Source organism: Rhizobium rosettiformans W3 (genome assembly GCF_004912135.1).
GTDB lineage: Bacteria > Pseudomonadota > Alphaproteobacteria > Rhizobiales > Rhizobiaceae > Allorhizobium > Allorhizobium rosettiformans.
The window spans coordinates 1-9622 of record NZ_STGU01000037.1 but is presented as its reverse complement, the minus strand read 5'-3'; the positions used below and the strand labels follow the sequence as shown (position 1 = coordinate 9622).

The window sequence follows — 9622 nt, the reverse complement described above, 5'->3', positions numbered from 1 at the left end:
GGCGGCGGGAACGGCAATGGCAACGGCGGCGGGAACGGCAATGGCAACGGAAAGGGCAAAGGCTGAGCCTTTGCCATCTCGCATGAGCGAGATATCCTGGGGAACCGTTGGCTGGGGCCTATACGTTCATCTGCGCTGGACTGTCATGCAACTTAGTGAAGCTTGCTTCCGGATCAGTGTCATTTCAGGCCCGACGTGCATTAGCCACCGCTGACGAGAAACTCGCTGGCACGAAGATCCGGCGAACCGCTCGAGACTATAAAGCGGTGCCCGCCTGGGCAACACATACTTTGAGCCAAGAGCTGTACGACAGGATCCTGCCTGGGCGGTCATTTGCACCAGCATCGCCTGGCTAAACCGCAAGTGCGGTTGATTCAGCAATGTGTTGCTTCCGCGATTTGTGTGACATTGCCGTCACGCCAGCGCAGGTCGCCATACTTGACAGCATTCGTGCAGAGACCATTCAGGACCAGTGGCCGTCAAGCTTAACCCGACGCCTTCGCGTCCATCCTCTTGCCTATCTCAGCCCGCCCTCGCCCACGCGCTTTGGCTCGATAAAGAGCCTGGTCAGCCTCCACCAACAGCTGCGCCGGGCTGTCATTGATCTTGGCAAAGGCTGTCCCCACGCTCACTCCAATCATGCGTTTCGCCTCACCGATTTCGACGGGCTCATGAAAAGAACTGACGGCAGCTTGCGCCATCTCCATGACCGCGGTTCGGGTAGCGCCAGGGGCGGTGAGGATGACAAATTCATCCCCGCCCCACCGTGCCAGTACATCGCTTTCGGTTGTCACGCTTTGGAGCCGGCGCGCAGCTTCTTGCAGGACAAGGTCGCCAGCATAATGGCCGAATTCGTCATTGATCTCCTTGAAATAGTCCAGATCGAGATGAAGAACCGCGCTGAAGTTTACCGCCCTCTGGTCCCAAGCTTCCAGCTGGTCATTCAGGCCGCGACGGTTTAGCAATCCAGTCAACTCATCTCGCACAGCTATCTGCCGGATGGTTTCTCTTGCCTGTCCCAGCGCGATCGCCCGAGCTTCGGCTTCGGCGACGGCGCGTTGCAGTTCTTCTTGAGCCTTCACGTCACCAGTTACATTCCAATTCACACCCAATAGCTTCTGGCGGCCATCCTGATCCTTGAACGCTACCGAACGAGATCTAATGTGGCGTATCTCACCACCCGTCGTGACAACGCGAAATTGGTTTCCAAAGGGCATGCCGCTGGCTATGCCGTCCGCAATGCGAGCCATGCAGTTGTCGCGATCATCAAGATGCAAATGCCTCCTCTGGAGGGTACCATCGGCATCCAAGAGAGGCTCATTTTCGCTCGCGCCATACATCTCAAGGAGGCGGCGGTCTCTCACGACGTGACCATTGATGAGATCTGCTTCGAACAGTCCGATCTCCGCGACCTCCATTGCGAGATTAAGCTTCCGGGAGAGATCCTCTAGCTTCTGCTCGGAGTGTTTGCGGTCGGTGATGTCTGCATCGGTACCGACAACGCGCGCCGCCTTTCCATCCGGCTGCCACTCCATGATCGACCCGCGACTCTCAATCCAGATCCAGCGACCGCTACGATGCATTTCACGGTATTGAAAGACGCTAAAGGCTTTGCGGCCTGAGTTCTGGTCGTCGAGGGCTTGAAGCACATGGCGGCGGTCTTCGGGATGTACGGTCTCGATCCAATGAATCGTCTCCATCTGCAACACTTCGCTATCCGGAATCCCGCGGATCCGTCGCCAATTGCTGCAACATAGGAACTCCTCACTCACCACATCGAATGACCAGGCTGCCTGATTTGAGCCGTCGAGCGCTCGTCGCCATCCTTCCTCCAGGCGCTGCAGACGAGCCACTTCGTCCCTTAAACGTTCCAGTTCGGTGGCCGCCCCTTTGCCCTGGTCGTTGTCAGATATGGCTGCACTGTCGGACACTTATATCCTCATCGGTCTTCATAGCAGATGACCCTGCATATGGCACCATAAGCGATTGCTGATGAAATCGCGGTTAACTCCTCAGACAACGTTGCAGACACCGGTAGCTCGGCGCGATGCTGATCCAACACAGTTATTGGATGCAGACTTGATCTGTCACCACCAAGCTTCGCAGGAACCCATGTGTTTACTCCGCCACTCAATGTTCACGCGATTAATCGCGCGCGGAAGCCAGGTTTCATGTCAACATTGATATTTAACTACATTCTGTAAACGTCCCTAAATAGTTCTGAGCTAATAAACACTTCACGAACAGATATGGGACAGGTCGAATATGAGAACCGGTGTGGTGCAGCTACTTGGCGATCAATCAGGCAATTTCGGCTTGATGACCGCGTTGATCTTCCCCGTTGTGGCTGCAACGGCGGGAGTCTCGCTCGACTTCGCTCGAGCCATCCAGCTCAAGCAGGCACTTCAATCGTCCGCGGACGCAGCCGTCTTATCGACAGCCAACGCGCTGGCCAAAAACAATGCTCTTACAGATGGAGCAGCTGCAGAGCTCGCCCGAAGGTTTATGAAGGAGCAATTCTTCAACGTCGTCGGCGCCGATCGAGCCGATAACGAGGGCGCTCAAGAGGAAGTTGCGCAAGATCCACTGGCGACGCAGGTCGGCAATATCGAACGAAAAGCGAGCAGTGCTGGCAAGTCGTTTGGCGTTACGATCCATGCGACATATGCACTCCCGACCAACGGCATGACGGCTCTTCTTGGCTTCAAAGACATCAAGGTCAGTGTCCAGGCTGCGGCTGAGGCGACCAGCGAGCGCAAAAACGCCTTCTCGATGTACATGGTCTTGGACAGGTCAGGATCCATGGGAGAGGATACGTCGACCATAAACCCCGCTCAGCCAACCAAGTGCGGTGATTCCAAATGCAGCTATCGCGTCAACAATTACATCAAAAAAATGGACGCTCTGAAACTTGCTGTCGCCAGCCTCGCCGATCAGTTCAACGCCGCCGACAAAGAAAAGAAACTGATCCGCACCGCCGCGGTCTCATACAATTCGTCTATGCAGTCGCCGGTGTCCTTCAATTGGGGCAGTGCACATTCGGTTTCATACGTACAGGCTTTGACCGCGACAGGGGGCACAGAATCCTCAACCGCCATGGCGCGCGCCCATTCTGACGTTACGAAGTCGACAGAAGACACCGCACATAAAAACCAGAACGGACAAATCCCGACACGCTTCATTCTCTTCATGACGGATGGAGACAACAACAATTCAAGCTCTGATACGAAAACCAAAGCCACCTGCGACAAAGCAAAGGCCGAAGGCGTGCAGATTTTCACGGTCGCTTTCATGGCGCCGAAGAAGGGGCGAGCGCTGCTGGAATACTGTGCTACCAGCAAGTCGCATTACTATGATGCTCAGAACGCAGCTCAGCTGGTCTCAGCTTTCAAGGAGATCAGCGACAAGGCGGTGGAGGCATCCACGAGGCTGACGAACTGAATGCCGTCATGTTCGCAGCTCACTGCTCCTCGACGGCTGCGGCTGAACGCCCAGTTTGGGGCGAAAGCACAACCGCTGTACAGCAAAGAGCAGCGCCGGGAGGTCGGTGGCACTGATTTTTAACCATGCCTCCCGTCGCCAGAAGACGTTCAGCAGTGGCGCGCTATGTTTCCTCGTATGAGCCCACCGCTACCAAATAATGCACATATGGAAACCGCGAGAGACGTCCGGACTATCCGGGAGTTATGCCGGTGGCTGCAGACCGTCGCCGCTGATCCCTTGGTCGAATACGAGCTGCGAGATATCTGCCAAACACTCGCCGCGGACCTGAAGCCCTTGCTAAACACATCGCTGCTCGATGCTGGGATCAGCCATAGAATCTGGCGGCTATTCAGGCTTTTTGCGGTGGCAGCCGCTTACGACGCTGCGGCCAACGTGTATTCTCAAGAACGAGATGAAACGTATCTAGTCCGTCTCCAAACGTTCAATATGTGCCCAACAAAGAGCTCCTACGCTCCTCTCTTGCAATGTAGGCCCTCCGCCCCCCGCAGGCTGAGTGGACAAGGACCACCCTCGTCACCCGCATCACTGCGTCACTTCTTCTTTGGACGTCTGGCAGGCTTGGTCGCTGTCGCTCCTGGATCGTTGCCCGGTAACCGCTCGTCCTGGCCTTCTTTGTTGGTTTCCACGCAGAACTGAGCCGGCTATGGAGTGAACCCCTCGGGTGGAGTGAACCCCTCGGGCTGGACCACGAGACCTGGAAAAACTGATACACTCTGCGGGCCTCAATCGGAGAAGGCTCATGAAGTCCAGAGGTCCATATCGCCGGCATTCGACGCCGTTCAAGTTGCAGCTTTGCCAGGATATCCGAAACGGCGTGATGGGACGGCGCGACGCACAGCGGACATACGGCGTTTCGGCCAACCTCATCCAGTTGTGGCTGACGCAGTTCGATCGTGGCGAACTGAACGACGAGGAAGCAGAGGCTAGCGTTATTGCCGAGTACGAGGCACACATTGCGGCGCTTGAACGCAAGGTCGGCCAGCTCACGATGGAGCTGGACCTGGTGAAAAAAACTCCGCGCCAGCCGATCGCCGGCGACAGCGGGAACTCCTCCATCATCACCGGCCCGCGTCCTGCTCTGTCAGACGGGGGTGCAAAATGATCGATCTCCCGAGAAGCACTTACTATTACCGGTCAACGGCGAGAGCCTCGAAGCTTGGCGATGCGGAACTCGTTGCAATCATCGAAGACATCCAGGACGAACTGCCCTGCTACGGATACCGACGCGTAACGCACGAGCTTCAGCGGCGCGGCCACTTGGTCAACCACAAGCGTGTCGCCCGCGTCATGCGGGTCAACGGCCTCGGGATCAAGCCTCGTAAGCGGTATGTTCGCACGACGGATAGCAACCACGATTCACCAATCTACCCGAACCTTTATCGCAATGTGATCCCGTCGCGGCCTGACATGGTTTGGGTGGCTGACTTCACATACATCCGCATAGCCGTCGGCTTTTGCTATCTCGCCGTCATTCTTGACGCTTGCGGCCGAAAAGTCGTTGGCTACGGTCTGTCAAAACGCCTGGATACGCCGCTGGCATTGGCCGCGTTGCGTTTGGCGCTTCAGAACAGAAAGCCTCCACCCGGCTGCATCCACCACACGGACCGCGGATGCCAATACGCGAGTGAGACTTATCGACGAGCGCTCGATGCGGCTGGTCTACAGGGTTCCATGAGCGCCGTCGGCAACCCTTATCACAATGCGCAGGCAGAGAGCTTCATGAAGACCCTGAAAGTCGAGGACGTCTACATCGCCGGCTACGAGACATTCGCGGATGTGGCCGAACGCTTGCCCAGGTTCATTGAGGAGATTTACAATGCCAAGCGGCTGCACTCAGCCCTTGGTTATTTGTCGCCAGCAGAATTCGAAACTCAACTCGCCCAGCAGGCGGCTTAGTTTGAAGCGCCTCGCTGGTCCAGCCCGAAGGGTTCACTCCATAATGGGGTCAATTTTGCACGCCGAAACACATCGGGATTCCGGCCGGCATGGGCCTCAGCAAGACGGTAGAGCCTTTCATGATCGGTCCGCGTGAGAATGATTGCCGGCTTGCGCTGCCGTTTCTTTTCGAGAGCCATGCTCGGGCCTCCTGTACAAGACGCGCGGTCGCGCATCCGGCGCACCGCTCTGAAACAAAAACTGGGATTGAGTGTCGCTTCGTCGTCTATTGTCCCCTGGCGGGGACCGCTACCCATACCCCACGACCGTATCGCGACGCGATTGGGCCGGGGGTCAGGTGCCTGCGATGAGGCACATCCGTGTGCGGATGTTATGGAAGCGTTCGATCAACATGATCAAAACATGGCCGGCTCGGACACGGAAGTCAAGCAAGGCCGATTCACCCCCAGCCGGCATGACAGCGCGGGCGAGCTGAGGCGAAGAAACGGACCATCTGTGGAGACAAACTCCCCCGCGGGGCATTTTGACTTCTATCAATTGGACACAAGGGCTAGCTTGCCGCGTGGTATGTCGAATCGAGCGGAATTGGCGCGGATCATTGCACCTTCTGCATTGTTTTGGCTGATTGGGTGTGAAATCAGGGGCGAAATGGCCAACACGCAACGAAATAAAAGACGATTGCTCCCCAATTCCTGGGGTTATGTCGTTGCGGTTCTGGGAACGGTCGCGATCGTCGGCGTGCCGCTCTTCCTCATGGGCGGCGCCGCTTCGCAAGCGCTCTCCCTGCTCGTACCAATTCCGGTCATCGCCACAGCGCTGATCGGGGGTGCGGGTCCGGCTTTACTCGCGGCGGTCTTCGGCCTCGCCCTTTGGCTTCTCAGCACGCATTCATCCGTCTCGGAAATCGTAATTGCCCAAGCAGTCGCACTTGCCGTCCTGGCGGCGTTGATCGTCTGGTCTGCCAAACGAAGAGACCAGGATCGGGAAACCCTGGCAGAGCTCAGGGAAGCGCTGGATGATCGCGAGGCCCGGATGGGGTCCATCCTCGACACGGTTCTCGATGCCACCATCGTCAGTGACGAAAACGGAATCATCATCTCGTTCAACTCCGCAGCCGTCCGCCAGTTCGGCTATTCGGAAGCCGAAGCCATCGGTCAGAACCTGAAGCTGCTGATGCCTCAGCCCTACCGCGTCGAGCACGATGGCTACATGCGTCGCTACATGGCGACGGGCGAAAAGAGGATCATCGGCGTCGACCGCGTCGTGGTCGGCCAACGTAAGGATGGCTCTACCTTTCCGATGAAGCTCGCGGTTGGCGAGATCAAACGTGGCGGGAAGCGCTTCTTCACCGGGTTCGTTCGCGACCTCACGGAGCGAGAAGAATCCGCTGCCCGCCTGCAGGAGATCCAGTCCGAACTCGCAAGGCTCGGCCGATTGAACGAAATGGGAGAGATGGCGTCGACGCTGGCGCACGAGTTGAACCAGCCATTGTCGGCCATCGCCAATTACGTACACGGCTGCGCGCGCCTGCTGCGGAACGCGGTTGGCGATCGCGACATCCAGGTTCGTGACGCATTGCTGGAAGCGGGCGAACAGAGCATTCGCGCCGGGCAGATCATTCGACACCTGCGCGAGTTCGTCACTAAAGGCGAGACGGAAAAGCGGACGGAGAGCCTGCGTCAACTCGTCGAAGAGGCCGGAGCGCTCGCTCTCGTCGGCTCGCGGGAAAAGGGCGTGCGCACCGTGTTCGACTTCACCCCGGACAACGACCAGGTCTTCGTCGACCGGATCCAGATTCAGCAGGTGCTGACCAACCTCATGCGCAATGCGATCGAGGCGATGAAGCAAACCGAGAAAAAGGAAATCCGGGTCAGCGTCTGTGCCGACAAGACGGGACTTTTGACGGTGACGGTCGAGGATTCCGGTCCCGGAATTGCTCCAGAAGTTGCCCAGGATATCTTCAAGCCGTTCACGACGACAAAGGCAGGAGGCATGGGGATCGGGTTGTCGATTTCTAGGCGCATCGTCGAGGCCCATGGCGGCGAGATGACAGTCTCCAAGAGTGAACTCGGCGGTGCCTCCTTCTGTTTCACCCTTATCCAGCACGACGAGGACCAGAATGCAGCCTGATGACTTCACCGTCCATATCGTTGACGACGAAGAGGCACTTCGCAAATCGCTGGGCTTCATGCTCACGGTGAACGGTTTCGGCGTGAGGCTTCATGTCTCCGCAACCGCCTTTTCGGAAATCGCCCCAAGCCTTCGCAACGCCGTGCTAGTCACCGACATGCGCATGCCGGACATGAGCGGCCTCGATCTGGTGCGCAAAATCTCGAGCATATCGCCGCCGATACCCTCGATCATCGTCACCGGGCATGGCGATATTCCCATGGCCGTCGAAGCGATGAAGGCGGGTGCCGTGGACTTTATCGAGAAGCCGTTTGAAGAGGCCGTCATCATCGAAGCGGTGCGGCGCGCGGCCGAGAGGCTGGCGGACTCGTCGGCGGGTACGCTCAGCGTCGATGACATCCGCTCGCGCATTGGCAGCCTGAGCGAACGCGAGCGACAAATTCTGGCGGCCGTCGTCGCCGGCCAGCCGAACAAGGCCATCGCCTTCAATCTCGACATCAGCCCGCGAACCGTCGAAGTCCATCGCGCAAATGTCATGACGAAGATGAGGGCGCGCAGCCTTCCCGAACTGGTGCGCATGTCACTGACCGTCAGCATCTAGCCGAATCTCCGCGCAATCCGACAATACGCTTGATCCATGACAAGGTGGCGCGTCGGCCAAGATGCGATCTGCAAGCTTGGTGAAAGATCACGACCGAGCTCCTGGGATCCCATTGTCCACGCTGTCTGCCATTGTTGCTGTTGTCAAAGACCCGGCTTTGCTGCGGTCAATCAGCTTTGCGCTCAACACGCATGGCCAGCCGGTGGAACAGTTTAACGACTGGACCATGGCAACGGAGGCGATCAGTCGGGCGGAATGCGTCATCCTCGACACCTGCCTGCCGCCTGCCGATCTGACGGCCGGCCTCGGTCTGGCCGACCGCGGCATAAAGCTCGTCGTTCTGGCGGAGGACGATAGGGACTACGGCGGCGGGAACAGGGAAGACATCTGCGTGCTGTCAAAACCCCTCAACGGGCCTGACATTGCCAACGCTGTATCGACCCTACGTAAGAACCCGTAGTGGAAGGACCTAATAGCGACATTACCCCTTGTTGGGCATGATAACCCCATCAGAAGGGGCTCATCAATGCCAGCCGCCGCAGCACACAATCACGATGCATATAGACCGACCTCGGCCAGCAGTGCAGGGGCGCCACACCTTCGCCCGGTCACCTTCCACGCGCCAGAATCTGTGATTTACGCGCAGGGCGATGATGCCCGGTTGCTTTATCGCATACAGTACGGGGCCGTTCGCGTGTCCCGGCTTCTGGCAGACGGACGACGCCAGATTGTCGCTTTCTATCTGACGGGTGAGACCTTTGGCTTTGAAATCGGCGCCGTCCACGGCTTCTACGCAGAAGCGATGGTTAACACAGGTTTAACAGCGGTGGAACGTTGCTCGGCCGGAACACTACCTCACGAATTGGTGGAAATCGCGCTGCGAGCGATGATCCGCGCCCAGGAGCACCTACTTGTCGTCGGGCGCCAAAGCGCACTTGAAAAAATCGCGGTGTTCCTGCTCGACCTCGCCAAGCGCCAAGAATGCGAAGCCGTTATTGACCTGCCGATGAGCCGGGCAGATATCGGCGACTATCTCGGCCTCACCATTGAGACAGTATCTCGTACGATCTCAAAGCTGCGTGCAGCGGGGATCATCCGGCTGCACAGCGCCCGCAGCCTTGAAATTGTCAGACCTGAGAGGCTGCGGATGATGAGCGTTTAGTAGTGCAAGGCCATTGATAGGATGTTGGTGCGATCTGATTGGGGGCGCCCGTCCAGTACTTACAACCTGTTTTCGACATCTCTGCCAGAGCGGTCCTCGTCGGCGATCCACGATGTGACGTTTGTACAGGCGACGCGCTTGTTCTAAAGGTCTAGTCTTGGCAGCCTTTGGAACAACCAGCACCTTGAACGAGTGACAGGCAGACATTAAATCGATCTTTGCCGCTTGGCACTCCCAGGAGCGGCTTTGGCCCGCCACTTGTGGCGGGTCATTTTTTTGTTGGTGAGGAGTGCCAAGATCGTGTCCCGGCGCGTGGTGTAGCTGGTTGG

The 9622-nt window shown here is 57.7% G+C and carries 9 protein-coding genes; 7 read left to right on the top strand and 2 right to left on the bottom strand.

The genetic code is table 11. From position 1 onward, the window contains the following. Positions 1-485: 485 nt before the first annotated feature. Positions 486-1931 (bottom strand): GGDEF domain-containing protein, encoded by a 1446-nt coding sequence (locus FAA86_RS23765; protein ID WP_136543721.1) that lies wholly within the window; start codon positions 1929-1931, stop codon positions 486-488. A 334-nt stretch (positions 1932-2265) separates the two neighbouring features. On the opposite strand from FAA86_RS23765, the gene FAA86_RS23760 reads away from it, so the two are divergent. The 3 genes from FAA86_RS23760 to FAA86_RS23750 all read left to right on the top strand — a co-directional run bounded on the left by FAA86_RS23760 (position 2266) and on the right by FAA86_RS23750 (position 5400). Next, complete coding sequence (locus FAA86_RS23760) at positions 2266-3441, top strand: vWA domain-containing protein (RefSeq protein WP_136543719.1); 1176 nt, start codon at positions 2266-2268, stop codon at positions 3439-3441. A gap of 802 nt (positions 3442-4243) precedes the next feature. After that, positions 4244-4606, top strand: a complete 363-nt coding sequence (locus FAA86_RS23755) for a transposase (protein WP_136543717.1) — start codon at positions 4244-4246, stop codon at positions 4604-4606. Then, the gene (locus FAA86_RS23750; protein ID WP_136543715.1) at positions 4603-5400 is read left to right on the top strand and encodes an IS3 family transposase; all 798 of its coding nucleotides are present in this window, start codon (positions 4603-4605) and stop codon (positions 5398-5400) included. Before FAA86_RS23755 ends, FAA86_RS23750 begins: the two co-directional genes overlap by 4 nt. Here the strand turns inward: FAA86_RS23750 and FAA86_RS25055 are convergent. Next, complete coding sequence (locus FAA86_RS25055) at positions 5397-5579, bottom strand: GreA/GreB family elongation factor (protein ID WP_246035185.1); 183 nt, start codon at positions 5577-5579, stop codon at positions 5397-5399. The two genes, FAA86_RS23750 and FAA86_RS25055, sit on opposite strands and share 4 nt — an antisense overlap. A 469-nt stretch (positions 5580-6048) precedes the next feature. Here FAA86_RS25055 and FAA86_RS23740 point away from each other — a divergent pair, with 469 nt between their 5' ends. The 4 genes from FAA86_RS23740 (at position 6049) to FAA86_RS23725 (ending at position 9293) form a co-directional block, all read left to right on the top strand. Further along, positions 6049-7530 (top strand): PAS domain S-box protein, encoded by a 1482-nt coding sequence (locus tag FAA86_RS23740; protein ID WP_377344624.1) that lies wholly within the window; start codon positions 6049-6051, stop codon positions 7528-7530. Then, complete coding sequence (gene fixJ / locus FAA86_RS23735; RefSeq protein WP_006724937.1) at positions 7520-8131, top strand: response regulator FixJ; 612 nt, start codon at positions 7520-7522, stop codon at positions 8129-8131. The genes FAA86_RS23740 and fixJ overlap by 11 nt, the downstream gene beginning before the upstream one ends. 157 nt (positions 8132-8288) lie before the next feature. Continuing rightward, a complete protein-coding gene (locus FAA86_RS23730; RefSeq protein WP_136543713.1) occupies positions 8289-8591 on the top strand; it encodes a hypothetical protein in 303 nt (100 codons plus the stop codon). 66 nt (positions 8592-8657) lie between these two features. Next, positions 8658-9293, top strand: coding sequence for a helix-turn-helix domain-containing protein (locus FAA86_RS23725; RefSeq protein WP_136543711.1), 636 nt, complete (start codon positions 8658-8660; stop codon positions 9291-9293). Positions 9294-9622: the final 329 nt, after the last annotated feature.

Excerpts from the sequence above, each read along its gene's own strand:
- FAA86_RS23750 (WP_136543715.1), top strand. The coding sequence starts at position 4,603 with ATGATCGATCTCCCGAGAAGCACTTACTATTACCGGTCAACGGCGAGA.
- FAA86_RS23725 (WP_136543711.1), top strand. The coding sequence starts at position 8,658 with ATGCCAGCCGCCGCAGCACACAATCACGATGCATATAGACCGACCTCG.
- FAA86_RS23760 (WP_136543719.1), top strand. The coding sequence starts at position 2,266 with ATGAGAACCGGTGTGGTGCAGCTACTTGGCGATCAATCAGGCAATTTC.
- FAA86_RS23755 (WP_136543717.1), top strand. The coding sequence starts at position 4,244 with ATGAAGTCCAGAGGTCCATATCGCCGGCATTCGACGCCGTTCAAGTTG.
- FAA86_RS25055 (WP_246035185.1), bottom strand. The coding sequence starts at position 5,579 with ATGGCTCTCGAAAAGAAACGGCAGCGCAAGCCGGCAATCATTCTCACG.
- fixJ (WP_006724937.1), top strand. The coding sequence starts at position 7,520 with ATGCAGCCTGATGACTTCACCGTCCATATCGTTGACGACGAAGAGGCA.
- FAA86_RS23740 (WP_377344624.1), top strand. The coding sequence starts at position 6,049 with ATGGCCAACACGCAACGAAATAAAAGACGATTGCTCCCCAATTCCTGG.